We start from the raw sequence: 18,892 nt of genomic DNA, 5'->3' as shown, positions 1-18,892 counted from the left end.
AGCGAGGCAACTCTTGTTTGTCCCGTCTTCGCCGAACGGGAGCGCTTGACGGATTCAAATAGAATCTGTATTCTATTTGAATGGTCAGACTAGCCAAATTCAACGAAAACAACTTCATCGACAGCGCGATTGCCGTCGCCGCCCAGTGCGGCGTGGGTGCCGTCTCGATGGCCGCCATCGCCGTCAAGGCCGGTGCGCCCATCGGCTCCGTGTATCACCGCTTCGATTCGCGCAACGCCATCCTGGCGCGCGCCTGGCTGCGCGTGAAGAGCGACTTCCGCGAGGAAGTGGCCAGCCGCTGGCTCGGTGGCGACACCTGGGCCGGCGTGCACGGCTTGCTGGACTGGTGCCGGCGCAAGCCCGTGTATGCGCGCTTCCTGCTGCAATGCGCGGACAGCCCCGATTTCAGCAGTGGCCTCAGCGAGGAGTTGCTGGCCGCCGTCGAAGAAGAGCAGGCCGCGCTCGACGCCTGCTTTGTCCGCTGCGCCGAAGCCATGCCCGCCACCACGGAACTGGATCTCGATCACATGCTGCTCAAATTTGTCCTGATCGACGCGCCCGTGGCCGTCGTCAAGCCTTACCTGACTCAGGAGCGGCCGATACCTGCCAGCGTCGACGCCATGCTGCGCGCCTCGCACGATGCCGTGCGCGGCTGGGCCGCACACACCACACACTAACCAAGAAGAAAACCATGCGCTATTCCACCCAGCTTGAACACGGCAAGAAAATTCCCCTGCATGACGAAGAAGGTTTCATCGGCATGCGCGCGGCCGGCCGCATCGCCGCCGACACGCTCGACTACATCGCGCCTTTCGTCAAGCCTGGCGTGTCGACGGCCAAACTCGACGCCCTGTGCGAAGAGTTCATGCGCGCCGCCGGCGCCATCCCCGGCACCATCGACTACCACGGCTACAAGCACGCCAGCTGCATCTCCGTCAATCACGTGGTCACGCACGGCATCCCGTCCGAAACCAAGATCCTGAAAGTAGGCGACATCCTCAATATCGACGTGACGCCGAAGTTCAACGGCTGGTTCGGCGACACCAGCCGCACCTTCAAGGTGGGCGCCGTCTCCATCCTGGCCAACCGCCTCGTCAACACGGCGTATGAAGCCATGATGGCCGGCATCCACACCGTGCGTCCCGGGGCTACCTTGGGCGACGTGGGCGCCGCCATTGAAGCGGTGGCCAAGGCACAGGGTTTTTCCTCCGTGCGCGACTTCTGCGGCCATGGCGTGGGCCAGGTCTTCCACGACACGCCGCAAGTGCTGCACTATGGCCGCGCCGGCACGGGCATCGTGCTGGAGCCGGGCATGATCTTTACCATTGAACCGATGCTCAACGTGGGCAGCTACCAGGTCAAGGTCTTGCCGGACAAATGGACGACGGTGACGAAAGACCGTTCGCTGTCGGCGCAGTTCGAACACTCGCTGGCCGTGACGGAAACGGGTTTCGAGATTTTCACCCTGACCGGTTCGACCGCGCCGCTGGTGTAAGCATGGATGACGCGCGCCGGCAGCAGCTCACCGATATCGTCGCCGCGAAAGCCGGCGTGGATGTCGCTTGCGCTGCGCGCCACCTGGCGCTGCATGATGGCGACGTGGCGGCCGCCCTGCGCGGCATCGACGTGGAACGCTACACGCTGACGCAGCGTCTGTTGAACAAGTACCGGCGCGATCCGGACGACGCGCTGCAGCACGTGGCGCTGGCCGTGCTGCAGCACGAAGGCATCCGCAGCGACAGCGTGCTGCGTGCCGAACGTATCGCGGCCCTGGCGCCGGAAGTGGCATGCGTGCTCACGCTGGCCGAGTGGCTGGCTTATGTGGACTGGGAAGGCTTCGACAGCGCCCTGTACGCGAATATCGACGCGGTGGCGGCGATCATCGCCGGTGCATTGGGCCTGCCCGAGGTGGCTGCCAACCTGCTGCAAACGCGCGATGAAGCCGTGTTTGAAACGCAGCGCCCCGCGCTGGCTGCCGCGGCCCTGCTGTTTATCGAGCGCCACACTACGCAGTTTCCCTGACGGCTGGCGCTTTGCCGCCGGGCGGCGCGCATCTTACAATGGCGGCAAGCACTGTTGCCCCATTTTGAAGATTTCCGCATGAGCGATTTTCCCGAAGATATCTATACCGAGCCGTCCGCCGACGTGCACACCCTGAACAACCTGGGCCCATTGACCGGCATGGCCGGCATCTGGACAGGCACGCGCGGTCTGGACGTCAAGCCGAAGGCCGACGGCCCGCGCAAGCAGGCTTTCGTCGAGCGCATCGAACTGCAACCGATCGACCCCGTCACCAACGGCCCGCAACTGTTCTACGGCTTGCGCTACTACATCCACATCACCAAGCCGGATCAGGTCAAAACGTATCATGAACAGGTGGGCTACTGGCTGTGGGAGCCGGCCACGGGCGCCGTGATCCAGACCCTGGCCATCCCGCGCGGCCAGATCGCCATGGCGTCCGGCACGACGACGGCGGACGCCACCAGTTTCGAACTGGTGGCCAAGCGCGATTCGACGGCGTACGGCATCTGCTCGAACCCTTTCCTCGAACATGCGTTCACCACCGTCGAATACCGCATCAAGGTCGATATCCACGCCGACGGCACCTGGGGCTACGACGAAGACACGGTCATGCTGATCCGCGGCAAGGATGAACCGTTCCATCATACGGACCGCAACCTGTTGACGAAAGTCGGCGAGCCGACGCCGAACCCGATGGCCTTGCAGGCGCTGGCGGCGGTGTAAAAATCAAAAAGCGGCGACTTTTTCCGCCGCTCTGCTGGAGCGCCTGAAAAATGCTCAGGGCTAGGCGCGTTGCCGCAGGCAGTACGAACGTACGGCCAGGCAACGCAACAACGCCATGGGCTTTTTCTCAGGTGCTCCTTAAGGCTGTCCCTGGGCCACGGCCTTGATCGCGCGCTCCTCTCCCATGGCGGCGGCGATCTTCCAGCGCTGCATGGCGCTGGCGCGGTCGGGGCGTTTCAAGCCCGCGCCTTCCCAGTCCATCAGTCCCAGGTTGTAGATGTCGCCCGCGCTGCCCTTGTCGGCGGCCAGGGTGAACCATTTGCGCGCTTCCTTGTGGTTGACGGGGATCTGGTAGCCGCGCACATGGTACAGCCCCAATAAGTGCATGGCTTGCGCATTGCCCTTGTTCGCGGCCTGTTTCAGCAGGTCGAGCCCGCGCGCCATGTTGCGCGGTTCCTGCCAGCCCTCGGCCAGCATCACGCCTTTCGCCGTCAGCGCATAGCTGTCGTTCTTCACGAGGCCCTTGCCGATCAGGGGCTTGGCGGCCAGCTGGCGCGCTTCGCGCTGCTGCGCCGTGGGCGCCGTGACGGGGGCGGGCTTGCCTTCGCCCATCAGCAGCATCCAGCCATACAGGCCATACGCGCCGGCGTCGCCCTTGCCGACCAGGCTTTCCAGCATGGCCAGCGCCTGCGCCTTGTCGCCATTTTCGTACAGCTTGACGGCTTTGGCGCTACTGGCGTCCGGCGGCACGGCGGCCGGCGCATGGGGCGCGACAGGCACGGACGCCATGGCCGTTTGCGGCGGCGCGGAAACCGGGCGCACGCGCACGGGCAAGCCATAGCTGGCGGCCAGCACGGCCAGGCTGGCGGGAACGAGGATCAGCACTTGCGCCAGCTGGTTGCGGCGGCCCTTGCCGGCGATGCCCATGGCGCGTTCGGCTTGCTGTTCGCCGCCCAGCGCCTCGCTGAGCACGGCCTTCACCTTGCGGTTGAACAGCCAATAGCCGGCGCCCGTAGCGAGCAAGCCGGCCACGGCGGCCGCACCGCGACCGGCGAAGAACCAGGTGACGATGGCGGCGGCCAGGGCGGCCAGCGCGCTTTTCCACCAGAATTGCTTGGCCAGCCGCGTGTAGACCTGGCGCAATGCGCCGAGCACGCAGGTACGCACATTCTGCGCATAGTCGGCGGAGACGACATCGACGTGCGCGTGGTCCGCGTCGCCGCTGAGGACAGACTCGATCACGTCCGCGTTCAGTTCCGAGGCGGCCACGTCGCGCAGCGGCGTCAATAAACCCTGCACGTGGGCCGAGAACAGGCCGTCGTCGGCGCTGCCGGCCAGCGCATCGCTGAGCGCCTTGAGGTCGCCGCGCAGCAGCTTTTCCACGATGTCGTCCAGGGTCAGCCAGCGCAAGTCCGTGCCGTACGCCACCAGGTGGTGCTTTTCTGCGTTGCAAGATGCGTCCAGGCGCACGATGCGCAGTTTGGCCGCATACAGGGCGTCGACTTCCTGCGGCTGGTCTTCATTGTAAATGCTCACTTTCGCCAGGGCCAGGCTGCTGGCGATGGCGGCCAGTGAGTGCACGCTTTCCTTGTCACGGATGCGGCGCGCGTCGTCGGGCGCCTGCTTGGGCAGGCTGACGCTGTAGCCGGGCGCCACGTGCACGTCGACCCAGGCCGCCTTGCCCACCTTGCCGGAGCCGTCGCAGGGGTTGCAGCGCAAGTCGCCCACGCCGCTGCAGGTGCGGCAGGTGACGCTGCCGCTGGCGCGGCAGGTGCCGCAATTGATGTTGCCGGACCCATGGCAGGTGCTGCAACTGACCTTGCCGTAGCTGCAATGGTAGCAAGAGCGGTATTCGGTGCGGTACTGGGGCCGCGTTTCGCTGTGGTAGCTGGTGTGCGAGCTGCCGTTGCTGTAGGTGGTAGTGGGCACTTGCACCGTGATGTAGTCGGTGACCTGCTCGGACACCGTGCCGCTGCCGCTGCAATACGAGCACGATACCTTGCCGCTGCCGTAGCAGCCATAGGCGTCGCAGCTGACGGTGCGCCCGCCGTGGCAGCTCCAGCAGGTTTCCGTCGTCGCGCCGTGGCAGGTGTGGCAGCTGATGCGGCCTTTGCCGGAACAGTTGCTGCAAGTGTCCAGGTGCCAGTACTTGACGGCATGCGGCAGGTAGACGCCCGCTTCGACGCCGTTGTAGGCCTGGCCCGCCTGGCGCAAGGCATTGTCGAGCTTGCCTGCCGCGCGGCGCAGCCGTTCCTTTTCCTGCGCGTGAGCGAGTGCTCCCACCTCGTGGGAGCCACAGTGGCAGTCATTGCCCGCTGGCGCGAAATAGCCATTGATGACGCGCTGCTCGAAGCGCGCTTCCAGTGCGTAATTGGCTTGCAGGGAAAAATCCTGCAGCACGTCTTCTTCGCCCAGCGGCGTGATGTCGTGCGGCTCGAAACGCGTCTTGTCCTGCACCAGGCTGCGCAGCTTGCCCAGGACGGTGGGTATCTCTTCCTTGTCGAGCTTGATGGGCGCTGGCGCCGTTACGGCCGTTGCTGATGCCTGGGGCATGTCCTCGCTGCCTTGGGTATCGGTGGCCGTGTCGGTGCTGGGGTTCATGCGCGTCCTTTTGCTCTCTGGAAAGATGTTTGAATTTTAGCATCCCCATATGACAAAGCCGACAGCCCTGGTCCGCTTTTTCAGCGCAGGCCGCGGCGGAACTGGTCGGGCGTGCCGCCGCTCTGGCGCCGGAACATGGCGATGAAAGCGGAAGCCGTGCTGTAGCCCAGTTCCAGCGCGATCGCTTGCACGGTGTCTCCCTGTTCCAGCAGGGGCAGGGCGGCCAGGAAGCGCTGGCGCTGGCGCCATTCGCCGAACGGCATGCCCAGTTCGCGCTGGCAGCGCCGGGCCAGGGTGCGCTCCGTGACATGCAGTTGCGCGGCCCACTCTGCCAGTGAGCGGTTACTGCCCGGCTCCGCCTGCAGGGCCGCCAGCAGCGCCGCGATGACGGGCTCGTCGCTGCCCGGCAGGTAGTTGCGGCTGCACGGCGCCAGCTGCAACTGGTCGACCAGCACTTGCGCCAGGCGCTGGTCGGCCAGGGTGGCGGGCGTGGTGACGCCGCGTTCGGCAAAGTCGCCGAGTATGGCTTTGAGCAAGGGACTCAATACCAGCGCGCACGGCTGCGCCGGCAGCTGCGCGCACAGGCTGGCATCGATATAGGCCGAGTGAAATACGACATCCTGGCGGATATAGCCGTCGTGCAAGGTCTCGGGCGGTATCCACACGGCGTACTGGGGCGGCGACAGATAGCGCTGGCCCGCCACCATGATTTCCATCACGCCCGTCGAGCAATACGTGAGTTGGCCCCACGGATGGCTCTGGTAATCGAATTGCTGGTGCGCGTGATAGTCGTCGAGACGGAAATACACGGGATAGGGCAGGGCGTCGGAAACGGCGGGGAAATGCTGGTTGCTGGCCATGGTGTCTTTGTCCTGTTCTTCGCATCATTTGTCCGGTATTCATTATATCCATGGAATCAGACCATGCGAAAATGACGCTCGTTGAATAATGGAGTACGCCGCATGCAAGCCAAGCATTACCTGTTTCCCGTGATCGCCGTGCTGATCTGGGCCATCAATACCATCGTCAGCAAGATGGCCGTGGGCGTGATCGATCCGGCCGCCATCTCGTTCTACCGCTGGCTGCTGGCCGGCGTGCTGCTGGCGCTGGTCTTCAGCCGCGCCGTGTGGAAGCAGCGGGCCATCGTAAAACCGTATCTGGGAAAACTGTTTGTGCTGGGCATGTTGGGCATGGTCATGTACCAGTGCCTCGCCTACATCGCCGCGCAAACGACGACGGCGACGAATATGGGCATCCTCGCCTCCCTGATGCCGCTGCTGGCCGTGGGCCTGTCCGTGCTGTTGTTGAAAGAGGCGCCCACCGTGGGCGGCGTGTTTGGCGGCCTCGTGTCGCTGCTGGGACTCGGCTATCTGCTCAGTCATGGCGATCCGGCCGCCCTGATTTCCCATGGCGCGGCCGTGGGCGACGCCCTGATGCTGCTGGCGTGTTTGTCATATGCGGGCTATGGCGTGCTGCTCAAGCGCTGGAGGATTCCCCTGAATAACTGGCACTCGCTGCTGATCCAGGTGTGGTGCGCCGTGCCAGTGCTGTTCGTGTATTACCTGAGCCAGTCCGCGCCGCCCGTGACCGGCGCCGGCTTGCCGCTGGTGCTGTTTGCCGGCATCCCCGCGTCCATCATCGCGCCGTTCTTGTGGATGCATGGCCTGGCCAAGCTGGGACCGAGCCGCGCCACGACGCTGATGAATCTGCTGCCCGTGTTCACGGTGATCATCGCCATGCTGTTCCTCGGTGAAACCTTGCACAGCTACGATGTGATCGGTGGCGGCGTGACCCTGCTGGGCGTGGTGATGGTGCAATATCTGAAGCGCCCCCTGCGCCGTGCCAAAGCCTAGTTTTCTTGCTATGCTGATGTTTTGCACAAGGAGGCGGCATGCACAGCATCGATACCCTCGATACCCTATTAAGCGAACTGGAAGCATTCGGCAACGCCAATGACGCGGCGCATGTGGAGCGGGCCAGCCGCATGCTCAACATCACGCGCGACACGGGTGAATTGCTGGCCGTGTTGGTGCACGCGCGCGGTGCGCGGCGGGTGCTGGAAATCGGCACCTCGAACGGTTATTCCACCCTGTGGCTGGCGCGCGCGGTACAGGCGCTGGGCGGCAGCGTGGTGACGGTGGAAAAGGCGCAGGACAAGTTCGACATGGCGCATGCCAACTTTGTGCGCGCGCAATTGCAGGGCGTGATCGGGCAATTGCTGGCGGACGCGGGCGACGTGCTGCGCGATGCGGCCGACGGCGCCTACGATTTCATCTTCCTCGATTCCGCGCGCCAGCAATATGAGTCCTGGTGGCCGCAGCTGGACCGCGTGCTGGCGGCCGGCGGCGTGCTGGTGGTCGACAACGCCAGTTCGCACTACGCGGACATGGCCGGTTTTATCGAGGCCATCCGCGCCGACAGCCGCTACACGGCGTGCCTGGCGACGGTCGGCAAGGGCGAATTCATCGCCGTCAAGGCGGGCAACTAGTTAATTACTCGGCGACGATAGCCGCTTCCAGCACGCGCACCAGCGATTCGACGCCCTGCGCGTCGACGTCATCGAAGCGGCCGGGCAAGGGGCTGTCGAGGTCGAACACGCCGATGATTTGACCCTGCGCAAATACGGGTACCACCAGTTCAGAACGGGAATTGACGTCGCAGGCGATGTGGCCGGGAAACGCGTGCACATCCTGCACGACGATGGACTTGCCTTCGACCACGGTGGTGCCGCACACGCCGCGGCCCTTCTTGATGCGGATGCAGGCCGGCTTGCCCTGGAACGGTCCCAGCACCAGTTCCTCGCCTTTCAGGAAGTAAAAGCCGGCCCAGTTGAGGCCCGGCATCGTATTGAAGACCAGCGAACTGAAGTTGGCCGTATTGGCGATGAAATCGCTCTCGCCCGACAGCAAGCCTTGCAGCTGGGAGCGCAGGTCCACATACATGGCTTGCTTGGCTGCGGGAGTATCGGTGCCGTAGGCGGCGTCGCTGATGGTAAACGTCATGGTCGTGGTGGCGCTCGAAAATGGGGAAGGCGCCATGGTAGCGCGTCTGGCGCATCCGTGCCCGGCCCTCATTTTTTCAGATGTTCTTGCGCCAGCTGGCGCAGCAGGGGCACGGCCGCATGGCCGTGCTCTTCCCGCCAGGCCAGGCCGATGCCAGCCGCCAATTCCTCGCCTTCCAGCAATGGCCGGTAGACCACGCCGGCCAGGCGCAGCGCGCGGAAGGAATCGGCCAACAGGGCCATGCCCTTGCCGGCCGCCACATCGCCGAGCAGCACATGGTGGTCGGGCGCTTCGCGCAGGAATATCGGCGCGAAACCATGCCGGCGGAAAACTACCTGGCAATGGTCGAAGAAGGCGGGCTGGCGCGCCCGTTCGAACCAGTAAATCGATTCTGCCGCGATGTCGGCCAGGCTGAGCTTGCGCTTTTTCGCCAGCCGGTGCCCGGCGGGCAGGGCCAGCATCATGGGCTGGCGCGCCAGCGGCTGCACGGCCAGCTCGAACGTGGCGCTGGGCAAGGCAAGCAGGGCCGCATCGAGCTGGCCCTTGCGCACGGCCGCGACCAGGCGCGGCGACGGTGCGGCCGTCAGTTCCAGGCGAATATTGCCCAGTTGCCCCTCCAGCGCCGCCAGCAGTGGGCGGAACAGGCCGGCCGCCACGGCACTCGTCAGGCCCAGGCGCAGGCGCGCGGGCGCGCTGTCACGCTGCAGCGATGCTTGCGCCGTCTCCAGCAAATCGAGGATGTGCAGCGCCTGCGGCAGCAGGGTGCGGCCCGCCTGCGTCAAGGCCACGCCCTGCGTGTTGCGCTCGAACAGGCGCGCGCCCAGCCGCTCTTCCAGCCCCTTGATGGCGCGCGACAATGGCGGCTGGGTCATGTGCAACTGTTCCGCCGCCTGGCGGAAGTTCAGGCATCGGGCGACGGCGCAAAACAGGGTCAAGGCATGGGTATCGAGGGCTCTCATACCAGAAAGGTATCACGAAATCGCGCATTCCCCCGCCAGCCGGTGCGGCCTAGACTGGCTGCATTGAGTCAACGAGAGGGAGATCTACATGCAACTGCAACAACGACGGATCGGTCATAGCGGCTTGAGCAGCTCGGCATTGGGCCTGGGCTGCATGGGCATGTCGGAATTCTATGGCGCGACGGACGAGGCGCAATCGCTGGCCACCCTGGAAGCGGCGCTGGCGGCGGGCGTGACCCTGTTCGACACGGCCGACGCCTACGGTTTCGGTCACAACGAGCAATTGCTGGGGCGCTTTTTGGCCAGCCATCGGGGACAGGCCCTGGTCGCCACCAAGTGCGGTCTGGCGCGCGAGGCGGGCAGTTATGCGCGCCGCGTCGACAATTCCCCCGCCTACATCCGCCAGGCATGTGTAGCGTCGCTGGCGCGCCTGGGCGTGGAGAGCATCGACCTGTTCTACCTGCACCGCCTGAACCTCGACACACCGCTGGAAGACTCGATGGGCGCGCTGGCGCAGCTGCTGCAAGAGGGCAAGATCCGCGCCGTGGGCCTGTGCGAAGTAAGTGCCGCCACCCTGTTGCGCGCGGCGGCGCTCTGCCCCGTGGCGGCCGTGCAGAGCGAATATTCGCTGTGGACGCGCGAACCGGAGCAGGGCGTGCTGGCCGCCTGCCGCGAAGTGGGCGCCAGTTTCTTTGCCTACAGCCCGCTGGGGCGCGGTTTCCTGACGGGTGCCATTGCCGATGCGGCCAGTCTCGACGCGGGCGACTTTCGCCAGTTCAATCCACGCTTTGTCGCCGAGAACCTGGCGCGCAACCAGGCCATCGTCGCGCAAGTCAAGGGCATCGCGCGCGCAAAAGGCTGCACGCCGGCCCAGCTGGCGCTGGCCTGGCTGCTGGCGCAAGGCGACGACATCATTCCCATTCCCGGCACCAAGCGCATCGCCTACCTGCACGACAACCTCGGCGCGCTGGCCGTGCATCTGGACGGGGCCGAACTGGCGGCGATGAACGCCGCCTTTCCCTTGGGCATGGCAGCGGGCGCGCGCTACACGGAGGAAGGGATGAAGGGCGTGGATGCCTGAAAAAGATGGCGCAGTGTACGCCAGCGTACCTAACTGATACTTTCCCTGCGGGATAATCGCCAGTGATCTGCTAGCATTTGGCAGTGCTGCATGGTGTGCGTTGCACTGTGTTCAACGGTCTGGTATCCGATGAGGTGGATGTTGTTAGATGACGATATTTTCGATATAGAACTGAAGTTATTGCTTGAGGGAATACTGCTGCGGTATCAGCACGATTTCCGCGACTATTCCGTCGCGTCGCTGCGTCGGCGCATGCGCCAGGCCATGGAGCGCTTCGGCTGCGCCAGCCTGTCGCAATTGCAGGACCGCATCTTGCACGAGCCGGCCATGTTCGCGCAGATGCTGCAGTTTTTCACGGTGCAAGTGAGCGAGATGTTCCGCGATCCCGCGTATTTCCGCGCCTTGCGCGAAAAAGTCGTACCCATCCTGCACACCTATCCCTCCATCAAGATCTGGGTGGCGGGCTGCAGCAGCGGGGAAGAGGTGTGGTCGCTGGCCATCTTGCTGGAAGAAGAGGGCTTGCTTGAGCGCAGCATGATTTACGCGACCGATATCAATGTGGAAGCGCTGGCTGCGGCCGAAGCGGGCATCTATCCGATCGAGCGTATCGCCCAGTTCAGCGAGAATTACCAGCTGGCGGGCGGCAAGCGCTCGCTGTCCGACTATTACACGGCCGCCTACAAGGGCGCCATCTTTGAGCGGCGCTTGCGGCGCCAGTTCGTTTTCGCCGACCACAGCCTGGCGACGGACAGCGTGTTTTCGGAGGTGCACATGGTTTCCTGCCGTAACGTCATGATTTACTTCAATAAAGACTTGCAAGACCGCAGCCTGGGCCTGTTCCACGAAGCGCTGGTGAACCGGGGCTTCCTGGGCCTGGGCATGAAGGAAAGCCTGCACTTCAGCCGCCATGCGGCCAGCTTCAACGAGCTGAGCCCGGCTGAACGCATCTTCCAGCGTGCCTGACATGTTGCCGACCAGCGACGTCGCGCCACCGCCCGCCGGCCTGCGCCTGATCGCCATCGGCGCCTCGGCCGGCGGCGTGGAAGCGCTGGGCATCGTGCTGCGCGCCTTGCCCGTCACCTGCCGCGCAAGCGTGGTGGTGGTGCTGCACTTGGCGCCGGGCCGCTCGAGCCAGTTGCCGCATCTGTATGCGGAACGTTGCCACTTGCCCTTGCGCGAGGCGCAGGACAAGGAACCTCTGGAGACGGGGGTCGTGTATTTCGCCCCACCCGATTACCACCTGCAAGTCGAACCCGATGGCTGTTTTTCCCTGTCGCAGGAAGCGCCCGTGTATTTTTCGCGCCCGTCCATCGATGTTCTGTTGGAAACAGCCGCGTACGCCTACCGGCGCGCCATGCTGGCCATCATCCTGACGGGTGCCTCGGCCGATGGCGCGGCGGGCCTGGCGCGCGTGCGGCAGCTGGGCGGCAGTGCCTGGGTGCAAGACCCGCAGCGGGCCAGCTATGGCATCATGCCGGCCGCCGCGCTCAAGCGGGCCGGCGCCGACCGCGTGCTCGATTTGCCGCAGATGGCCGCCAGCCTGGCTCTGCTGGATAACGGGGAGGACAAGTGAATGGCGGCATGACAGTGCGTGTAATATATATGCAAAGACTGAAACAATATTAATTTCCATATCAAAACATTATGGCATTTTGCCGTGACGATGCCTGAAGACCGATCCGTGACCGCTCCTATCCATATCCTCGTCGTTGATGACATCGCGCAAAACCTGGTCGCCGCCGAAGCCGTGCTGGCACGGCCCGGTATTATCATCCTGAAGGCAAGCTCGGGCGCGCAAGCGCTGGAATTGCTGTTGACGCATGAAGTGGCGCTGGCCCTGATCGACGTGCAAATGCCGCAGATGGATGGTTTCGAGCTGGCCGAGCTGATACGCGGCAGCGAGCGCACGCGCAGCATTCCCCTGATTTTCCTCACGGCCGCGTCGCGCGAACCGAGCTACAGCTTCCGCGGCTACGAGGCGGGCGCCGTCGATTTCCTGTACAAGCCCATCGACGTGAAAGCCTTGCAAAGCAAGGTGGCCGTGCTGGTCCAGTTGTACCAGCAGAAACGCGAGTTGTCGGCCCAGCTCGACGAGCTCAAGCATGCGCTGCACCTCAATGAACTGTTCACGGCCGTGCTGGGCCACGACTTGCGCACGCCCCTGTCGGTGGTGATGAACGGCGCCATGCTGTTGCCGATGATGAGCGACCACCCGAAGGTGGTCGTCACGGCGCAGCGCATCGAAAGCAGCGCCAAGCGCATGGGCCGCATGGTCGACCAGTTGCTGGACCTGGCGCGCATCCGCTCGGGCACGATGGAGTTGCGCAGCAGCACGCACGACTACCTGGCGCTGGCGCGCGCTATCGTCGACGAGTTCGAGACGGCGGGCCAGGCCCCGCTGGTCGAGATCAGCAGCGTGGGCGAGCTGCACGGGCAATGTGATGCGGGCTTGTTGTCGCAAGTCATCTCGAATCTGTTATGCAATGCCATCACGCATGGCGAGGCGGGCACGCCGGTGCAACTGGCCCTGGACGGACGCGATGCCGACAGCATTGAATTGCGCATCGCCAATCGTGGTGTCATCCCGGCCGCCTTGCTGCCAACCCTGTTCGAACCGTTCCAGCAGGCGGGCGAGAAGCGCAAGACGGGGCAGGGCCTGGGGCTGGGCCTGTACACGGTGAATATGTTCGTCAAGGCCCACGGTGGCACGGTCGAGCTCAGTTCGACGGCGACGCAGGGCACGGTGGCGACGGTGCGCATCCCGCGCCAGTGCCAGGTGCGCGTGCAAGCGGGACTGTCCACATGAGCGCGCCAGCCTGGCCGCGCGGCGGCGGCAGCATGGGCGAGCTGCTGCGCCGGCGCGACTGGTCCGCCACCAGCCTGGGCGCCCTCGATGGCTGGCCCGCGAATTTGCGCACCAGCGTCGATATCGTCCTCCATTCGCCGATGGCGATGGTGCTGATGTGGGGGCCGCAGCACGTGATGATTTACAACGACGACTATATCCAGATCGCCGGGGAGCGCCATCCGGCGGCGCTGGGCGGCACGGTGCCGGCCGTCTGGCCCGAGATATGGGACTGGAACGCGCGCATCCTCGAAGCGGGGCTGCGCGGCGAGACGCAGGTGCACCGCGAGTGCTGCCTGCCGCTGTTGCGTGACGGGCAGCGCACGGACGTCTGTTTCGACCTGTATTACACGCCCGTGCATGGCGCCGACGGCCAGGTGGATGGCGTACTGTGCACGGCGCTGGAATTGACGGCGCGCATGGAGGAGGGGCGCCAGCTGAAGCTGGCCACGGCCGAGCTGGGCGAACTCAACACCACCTTGCAGGCCGAGGGCGAGGCCGTGCGCGAGGCCAACCGCCGCCTGGGCGAGGAGCGCGCGCTGCTGCGCGCCCTGTTCCAGCAGGCACCCAGCTTCATGGCCATGCTGCGCGGGCCGCAGCACGTGTTCGAGCTGGCGAACGAACATTATCTGCGCCTGGTGGGGCGCCGCGATTTGCTCGGCAAGACAGTCGAAATGGCCTTGCCCGAAGTCAAGGCGCAAGGTTTCATCGAGCTGCTCGACCAGGTCTACCGCACGGGCGTGCCCTTCGAAGGGCGCCAGGTGAAGGTGGATTTGCAGACGGCGGACGGGCTGACGGGCCAGCGCCATATCGACTTCGTCTACCAGCCCATCAAGGATGACGAGGGCGTGGTCACGGGCATCCTCGTCGAAGGCATCGACGTCACCGAGCGCATGGAAGGCGAGGAGCGGCTGCGCCTGGCCCAGCAGGCGGGCGGCATCGGCACCTTCGAATGGTTCCCCGATACGGGCGCGATGGTGGTGTCGCCTACCTTCCGCCGCCTGTGGGGCATTGCCGACGAGGAAGTGGTGACGGAACGCCTGCTGGTGAGCCTGGTCGATGCGCGCGACCAGCAAAAAGTCGGACCCAGCAAGCTGGATCTGGCGCCCAATCCCCTCGAATACGTGGAGTACCGGATCCGCCGTCCCGCCGATGGCGCGCTGCGCTGGATCGCGCGCCAGGGCGAGGTGGTGGCCGGCCGCGTGCCGGGCCAGCGCCGCTACGTCGGCGTGTCGTTCGACGTGACGGAGCGGCGCCACATCGAAGATGAACTGAACGCCAGCCAGGAGCGCATGGCGGCCATTTTCGGCCAGGCCTCGGTGGGCTTGTCCGAGCTGGGCCTCGATGGCCGCTTCCAGCGCGTCAACGGCGCCCTGTGCCGCATGCTGGGGCGTTCCGCCGAAGAACTGCTGAGCCTGAACATGAACGACATCATGCATCCGGCGGACGTGCCTGGCAACGGCGTGCTGTTCCGGCGCCTGGTGGAAACGGGCGAGTCGTTCTCGCTGGAAAAGCGCTACCTGAAGCCCGATGGCTCGCAAGTGTGGGTGTCGAGCAATGTCAGCCGCCTGGTCGATGAGCAGGGTCATACGCGTTCCCTGATCGCCGTCAAGACGGATATCACGGACCGGCGCCGCGTGGAAAAAGCGCTGCATGAATTGAACGAAACGCTGGAACACCGGGTCGAACAGGAAGTGGGTGAGCGCACCAAGGCCGAAGACGCCTTGCGCCAGGCACAAAAGATGGAAGCCGTGGGCCAGCTGACGGGGGGGATCGCGCACGATTTCAACAATGTGCTGCAAATCATTTCCGGCAATTTGCATTTGCTGCATCACTTGGCGGGCACGGATGGCTTGATGCGCCAGCGCCTGGACACGGCGATTGCCGCCGTCGAGCGGGGCGCCAAGCTGTCGTCGCATTTGCTGGCATTTGCGCGGCGCCAACCCTTGCAACCCGTGGTGGCCGATCTGGCGCGCGTGGTGCGCAACATGGATGCGCTGTTGCGGCGCGCCCTGGGCGAAGCGATCGACATCGTGCTCGTGGGCGGCGGCGGACTGTGGAATACCCTGATCGACCGCAGCCAGATCGAGAACGTCATCCTCAACCTGGCCATCAATGCGCGCGACGCCATGGATGGCGTGGGCAAGCTGACCATCGAGCTTGGCAACGTCGTGCTCGACGAACAGTATGTGCATAACCTGGTCGACGTGCCGGCAGGTCAGTACGTGATGCTGTCGGTGACCGATACGGGCCGCGGCATGAGCGGCCCCGTGCTGCAGCGCGCGTTCGAGCCGTTCTTCACGACCAAGCCGGAAGGCGCGGGCACGGGCCTGGGCCTGTCGATGGCGTATGGTTTTGTCACGCAAAGCCGCGGCCATATCCGCATCTACAGTGAACCTGGCGTGGGCACGGGGGTCAAAATCTATTTGCCCCGCTCGCTGATGGCGGAAGCGGACGAGGAACTGGAGCTGAGCGGCGTCGTCACGGGCGGCACGGAAACGGTGCTGGTGGTGGAAGACGACGTGGGCGTGCGCACCACCGTGGTCGACATGCTCGGGGCGCTCGGCTACAAGGTGCTCAAGGCCGAGGATGGCGAAAGCGCGCTGGCCGTGCTGCACAGCGGCGCGCAGATCGACTTGCTGTTTACGGACGTGATCATGCCCGGTCCCGTCAGCAGCACGGAGATGGCGCGCCAGGCGCGCGAGTTGCAGCCCGATATCGCCGTGCTGTTTACCTCGGGCTACGCGCAGGATGTCATCGTGCACGAAGGGCGTCTCGACGCGGGGGTGGAATTGCTCAGCAAACCGTACCGGCGCGAAGAGCTGGCGCGCAAGCTGCGCCATGTGCTGGCCAACCGCCAGCAGCAAATGCGCGCGCGCCAGTTTGAACGGTCCGGCGCGCCGGTGGCCGGCAGCACCTCGGCCAGCGTGCGGGGAAGCGGCACGCCGGGGCTGGACTTGACGGGCCATGCGCCAACACCGCAGGGTGACATGCCGACATCGATGAAAATACTCGTGGTGGAAGACAATCTCGATTCGCAGCTGATGGTGTGCGAACTGGTGGGTATGCTGGGCCACACGGTCAGCGGCGTGTCCGATGGCGAGGCGGCGTGGGATCTGCTCAACGAGCAAGACTTCGATATCCTGTTTACGGATGTCAGCCTGCCCGGCATGTCCGGCATCGCATTGGCACGCATGGTGCTGCGCGATAAACCGGACATGCGCATCATCTTTTCCACGGGCTATGGCAAGGAATCGATGGATGAGCTGGGCTTTTCCGCCAGCGTCTTGCGCAAGCCTTATGATTTGATGGAGTTGCAAGCGGCACTCGACCAACCCTGACAGGCATGCGCCGGCACGGCTTGCCCGTCTCACCCGCAGAGGTAAAGGATGACCCCTGAATTGACGATGCTGGCCTGTACTTTGGTGCTGGCGCTGCTGCAAATCCTGCTGCCCGCGCTGTTTCGCACGCGCGAAACAGGCACGGCCTATAACGTGAGCGCGCGCGATGGCGACGGGCCGCCCGTGGGCAAGATCACGGGCCGCTTGCGGCGGGCCCAGGCGAACCTGTTCGAAACCCTGCCCCTGTTCGCCGCCGCCGTGCTGATCGCTCACGTGACGGCGCAGGAAAGCGCGCTGACCCTGTACGGCGCCGCTCTGTACCTGGCCGCGCGCGTGCTGTATTTGCCCCTGTACGCGTTTGGCGTGCCTGTCGTGCGCACGCTCGTCTGGTGCGTGTCGATTGCCGGTCTGCTGATGCTGTTCTGGGCCATCCTGTTTGCTTCCTGAATTCCTACGCCGGCTGTGGCGCCCGTCCTATGGCGGTGCGCCAGGCCCGGCCGTAAAGTAGCTGCACCTGGGCGCTGGGGCGCCGGCATCGCAGTGTTACTTTCGGGACGACAATGATGAGCAGTGCAGCGAACCAATCCGGCAAGCCCGGCAAGCGAGGCAAGCATATCCAGCGCCTGCTGCGCTCGGTCTTTGGCGTGGCGCGGCTGCGCACGGGTCAGCAGGAAGTCATCGACAGCGTGCTGGCCGGGCGCGACACCCTGGCCATCATGCCCACCGGCAGCGGCAAGTCCCTGTGCTACCAGCTGCCCGCCGCCCTGTTGCCCGGCGCGACTTTGGTCGTGTCGCCGCTGATTTCGCTGATGAAAGACCAGCTGGAAAAGCTGCAAGAACTGGGCATCACGGCCGTGCAGCTCAACAGCAGCCTGTCGCGCGCGGAAGAGGACGAGGCCATCGCCCGCATCGGCCAGGGCGGCAGGATCATCATCTTTTGCACACCGGAGCGTCTGACCAGTGCCGCCTTCCTGTCCCTGCTGGGAGCCTCGCCGCCCAGCCTGGTCGTCATCGATGAAGCCCATTGCATCTCCCAGTGGGGCCACGACTTCCGTCCCGCCTACCTGGAAATCGCGGCCGCCCTGCGCGCGCTGGGCCGTCCGCCCGTGCTGGCGCTGACGGCCACGGCCACCGGCGAAGTGGTAGACGATATCGACGCGCAACTGGAAGCGCGCAAGCTGCAGGTGATCAATACCGGCATCTACCGCGCCAATTTGCGCTACCGCGTGATCCAGGTCACGAATGCGGGAGAGAAACAGGACGAAGTCTTGCGCCTGCTGCGCGAGACGGCGGGCGTGGGCATCGTGTATGCGGCCACCGTCAAGGCTGTCGAGGACCTGGCGGCGCGGCTGGGGGAGTTGGGCGAGAGCGTCACGTGCTACCACGGCAAGCTGGCGGCGCGCGAGCGCAAGCACAACCAGGACCTGTTCATGAACGGCGAACGCCGCATCATGGTGGCCACCAACGCCTTTGGCATGGGCATCGACAAGCCCGACACGCGCTTCGTCATCCACTTGCAGGTGCCGGCCAACCTGGAAGCGTACTACCAGGAATCGGGCCGGGCGGGACGTGATGGCTTGCCCGCCGACTGTACCTTGCTGTATTTCCAGGAGGACAAGCGGGTGCAGCAGTTTTTTCTGGCAAAACACTATCCCACGGCTGACGAACTGGCGGCCATCGTCGCCGCCGCGCAAGACTTGCCCGCCACCTTTGCTTTCGCTGCACTGGCGTCCAGCCTGCCCGAGTTTTCCGACGGCCATTTGAAGGTGTGCCTGAAACTCTTGAAAGACGGCAAGCTGCTGCGCCAGGACCGCAAGCTGGGCTACAGCTTGAAAGCTCCCTCGGCCGCCACGCCCTCGTTTGCGCAGCTGGCGCAAGTCTATGTCGACAAGCAGGAGCGCGACAAACAGGCGCTCGAGCAGATGGTGGCATATGCGCAAAGTGGCCTGTGCCGCTGGAAACTGCTGCTCGATTACTTTGGCGATGCCGGCGATTTCGAGCGCTGCTGCACTTGCGATAATTGCCAGTCGCCGCCCGCGCTGGCCGCGCCCATCACCCTGGACGAGTTGCCGCCGGCGCCTGTCCAGGTACCTGCGCCGGCACCGGCGCCCCAGATCGCCGTCGGCAGCCGCGTGCGCGTGCCCCGCTATCAGATCGGCACCGTGCTGTCCGTGGCGGGCGACCAGGTCACCATTGCCTTTCCAGAAAACACCACGCGTACCTTCATGGCGGAATTCGTTGTCCCCGCATGAAGCCATGGTGCGCTGCCGAACAGTGATCTGCCGCAAGCGCGCTAGAATCAGCCCATTCCAACGCGC

General features: G+C 64.7%; 17 protein-coding genes. 13 read left to right on the top strand and 4 right to left on the bottom strand.

Going from position 1 to position 18,892, the window contains the following annotated elements; genetic code table 11:
- Positions 1-80 precede the first annotated feature (80 nt).
- The 4 genes from LSO07_RS22855 (at position 81) to LSO07_RS22840 (ending at position 2,745) form a co-directional block, all read left to right on the top strand.
- Positions 81-677, top strand: a complete 597-nt coding sequence (locus LSO07_RS22855; protein WP_034783384.1) for a TetR/AcrR family transcriptional regulator — start codon at positions 81-83, stop codon at positions 675-677.
- A gap of 14 nt (positions 678-691) precedes the next feature.
- On the top strand, positions 692-1,495 hold the full coding sequence (gene map, locus LSO07_RS22850; RefSeq protein ID WP_052140206.1) for a type I methionyl aminopeptidase: 804 nt from the start codon (positions 692-694) through the stop codon (positions 1,493-1,495).
- 2 nt (positions 1,496-1,497) lie between these two features.
- Positions 1,498-2,022, top strand: coding sequence for a hypothetical protein (locus LSO07_RS22845; protein ID WP_151096642.1), 525 nt, complete (start codon positions 1,498-1,500; stop codon positions 2,020-2,022).
- A 78-nt stretch (positions 2,023-2,100) separates the two neighbouring features.
- Positions 2,101-2,745, top strand: coding sequence for an FABP family protein (locus LSO07_RS22840; protein WP_070260323.1), 645 nt, complete (start codon positions 2,101-2,103; stop codon positions 2,743-2,745).
- Positions 2,746-2,883: 138 nt separating this feature from the next.
- Here the strand turns inward: LSO07_RS22840 and LSO07_RS22835 are convergent, their stop codons facing one another.
- The gene (locus LSO07_RS22835; protein ID WP_151096641.1) at positions 2,884-5,346 is read right to left on the bottom strand and encodes a tetratricopeptide repeat protein; all 2,463 of its coding nucleotides are present in this window, start codon (positions 5,344-5,346) and stop codon (positions 2,884-2,886) included.
- A gap of 80 nt (positions 5,347-5,426) precedes the next feature.
- Positions 5,427-6,206 carry an AraC family transcriptional regulator gene (locus tag LSO07_RS22830; protein WP_034783391.1) on the bottom strand — a complete coding sequence of 260 codons (780 nt, stop codon included), beginning with the start codon at positions 6,204-6,206 and terminating at the stop codon, positions 5,427-5,429.
- A 102-nt stretch (positions 6,207-6,308) separates the two neighbouring features.
- On the opposite strand from LSO07_RS22830, the gene LSO07_RS22825 reads away from it, so the two are divergent.
- On the top strand, positions 6,309-7,199 hold the full coding sequence (locus tag LSO07_RS22825) for a DMT family transporter (RefSeq protein WP_151096640.1): 891 nt from the start codon (positions 6,309-6,311) through the stop codon (positions 7,197-7,199).
- A gap of 38 nt (positions 7,200-7,237) precedes the next feature.
- The gene (locus LSO07_RS22820; protein ID WP_225317394.1) at positions 7,238-7,834 is read left to right on the top strand and encodes an O-methyltransferase; all 597 of its coding nucleotides are present in this window, start codon (positions 7,238-7,240) and stop codon (positions 7,832-7,834) included.
- Positions 7,835-7,838: 4 nt separating this feature from the next.
- Here the strand turns inward: LSO07_RS22820 and LSO07_RS22815 are convergent, their stop codons facing one another.
- Both LSO07_RS22815 and LSO07_RS22810 read right to left on the bottom strand, forming a co-directional pair.
- Positions 7,839-8,348, bottom strand: a complete 510-nt coding sequence (locus LSO07_RS22815) for a GAF domain-containing protein (RefSeq protein ID WP_151097896.1) — start codon at positions 8,346-8,348, stop codon at positions 7,839-7,841.
- A 68-nt stretch (positions 8,349-8,416) separates the two neighbouring features.
- Positions 8,417-9,307, bottom strand: coding sequence for a LysR family transcriptional regulator (locus LSO07_RS22810; protein WP_225317393.1), 891 nt, complete (start codon positions 9,305-9,307; stop codon positions 8,417-8,419).
- 88 nt (positions 9,308-9,395) lie between these two features.
- Here LSO07_RS22810 and LSO07_RS22805 point away from each other — a divergent pair, with 88 nt between their 5' ends.
- From LSO07_RS22805 to LSO07_RS22775, 7 genes are all read left to right on the top strand, one after another.
- Positions 9,396-10,388, top strand: coding sequence for an aldo/keto reductase (locus tag LSO07_RS22805; RefSeq protein ID WP_151096639.1), 993 nt, complete (start codon positions 9,396-9,398; stop codon positions 10,386-10,388).
- Between the two features lie 138 nt (positions 10,389-10,526).
- Entirely contained in the window at positions 10,527-11,351 is an 825-nt protein-coding gene (locus LSO07_RS22800) for a CheR family methyltransferase (RefSeq protein ID WP_200880276.1), read from the top strand.
- Between the two features lies 1 nt (position 11,352).
- Entirely contained in the window at positions 11,353-11,961 is a 609-nt protein-coding gene (locus tag LSO07_RS22795; RefSeq protein ID WP_151096638.1) for a chemotaxis protein CheB, read from the top strand.
- A gap of 108 nt (positions 11,962-12,069) precedes the next feature.
- Positions 12,070-13,194, top strand: a complete 1,125-nt coding sequence (locus tag LSO07_RS22790) for a hybrid sensor histidine kinase/response regulator (protein ID WP_151096637.1) — start codon at positions 12,070-12,072, stop codon at positions 13,192-13,194.
- Complete coding sequence (locus LSO07_RS22785) at positions 13,191-16,574, top strand: hybrid sensor histidine kinase/response regulator (RefSeq protein ID WP_151096636.1); 3,384 nt, start codon at positions 13,191-13,193, stop codon at positions 16,572-16,574. Before LSO07_RS22790 ends, LSO07_RS22785 begins: the two co-directional genes overlap by 4 nt.
- Before the next feature lie 48 nt (positions 16,575-16,622).
- Complete coding sequence (locus LSO07_RS22780) at positions 16,623-17,021, top strand: MAPEG family protein (RefSeq protein WP_034783403.1); 399 nt, start codon at positions 16,623-16,625, stop codon at positions 17,019-17,021.
- A 113-nt stretch (positions 17,022-17,134) separates the two neighbouring features.
- Positions 17,135-18,826 (top strand): RecQ family ATP-dependent DNA helicase, encoded by a 1,692-nt coding sequence (locus LSO07_RS22775; RefSeq protein ID WP_404811506.1) that lies wholly within the window; start codon positions 17,135-17,137, stop codon positions 18,824-18,826.
- Positions 18,827-18,892 lie beyond the last annotated feature (66 nt).

Origin of the sequence: Janthinobacterium sp. PLB04 (assembly GCF_021165895.1) — a bacterium.
Taxonomy (GTDB): domain Bacteria; phylum Pseudomonadota; class Gammaproteobacteria; order Burkholderiales; family Burkholderiaceae_D; genus Janthinobacterium; species Janthinobacterium lividum.
The sequence above is the reverse complement of the archived record's forward strand: the minus strand, read 5'-3'. Positions and strand labels throughout refer to the sequence as shown.